Below are 503 nucleotides of genomic sequence, written 5' to 3'. Positions count from 1 at the left end.
TATGCCGGGGCCCGCTTCGGCAGCCTGCGCTTCGATGCCGGTGCGGCGTACACATGGAGCGAGAGCGACATCCGCCGCCAGGTCGCGATCCGCGGCTTCGGCGACCTGCTGCGGCTGCAGCGACCCGGCTCAGTGACGCAGGGCTTCGCCGAGCTCGGCTACGCCTTCGCCTTCAGCGGCATTGCGCTGGAGCCCTTCGCGCAGCTCGCCCTGATCCGGGTCAGCACCGATGCCGGCACCGAGCGCGGTGGAGCGGCGGCCTTGCGGGTCCTGTCCTCCGAGCAGACGCTGGGCTTCACCACGCTCGGCCTGCGCGCCGAGGCGCAGCTCGGAGCGATGCCGCTGTTCGCGCGCGCCATGCTCGGCTGGCGCCATGGCTTTGGCGAACTGACCCCGCAGGCCAGGACCGCCTTCGTCGCCGGCACGACCCCGGCGCGCGTCTTTGCCGCCCCGATCGACCGCGAGGCCCTCGTCGCCGAGGCTGGGCTCGACTGGCGCATCTC

The 503-nt window shown here is 73.0% G+C and carries 1 protein-coding gene; it reads left to right on the top strand.

What is annotated here, in order from left to right; all coding sequences use genetic code 11:
* Positions 1 to 503: autotransporter outer membrane beta-barrel domain-containing protein (locus tag AC3WLC_RS32085; protein ID WP_493687914.1), on the top strand; the 503-nt coding region annotated here is incomplete at both ends.

The organism is Allobosea sp. GW821-FHT03A12 (assembly GCF_058986765.1).
Note: the sequence above shows the minus strand (reverse complement) of the source record. Positions and strands in the feature narration are given on the sequence as shown.